Origin of the sequence: Pseudoalteromonas sp. S1609 (genome assembly GCF_005887255.1) — a bacterium.
GTDB lineage: Bacteria > Pseudomonadota > Gammaproteobacteria > Enterobacterales > Alteromonadaceae > Pseudoalteromonas.
The window spans coordinates 1-433 of the sequence record NZ_PNDJ01000136.1; the positions used below are offsets into that span (position 1 = coordinate 1).

The window sequence follows — 433 nt, forward strand, 5'->3', positions numbered from 1 at the left end:
AATCAAGCACGTCAATTTGCTGGTTGAACACAAGGATTTATGGATCGCCAACTTTGCGAGTAAGTAGGATGTGCTCACGATTTGGGGGCATAGCGCCAGCAGTCGCAGCAACTACGAAGAAAGCGCCGTCCATTTGAGCAGCACCAGTGATCATGTTTTTAACATAATCGGCGTGACCAGGACAATCTACGTGTGCGTAGTGACGAGTAGGTGTATCGTACTCAACGTGAGAAGTTGAGATTGTGATACCACGCTCGCGCTCTTCTGGAGCGTTATCGATTGATGCGAAATCTTTAGCAACACCGCCGTATACTTTTGCAAGTACGTTAGTGATTGCTGCAGTTAGTGTAGTTTTACCGTGGTCACCGTGGCCGATTGTACCAACGTTTACGTGCGGTTTTCCGCGTTCAAACTTTTCTTTTGCCTTCTTAAA

The 433-nt window shown here is 46.9% G+C and carries 1 pseudogene; it reads right to left on the reverse strand.

The window, feature by feature from the left end:
* Positions 1–40: 40 nt before the first annotated feature.
* Positions 41–433: pseudogene (locus CWB76_RS19065) on the reverse strand (GTP-binding protein); the annotation flags it as partial.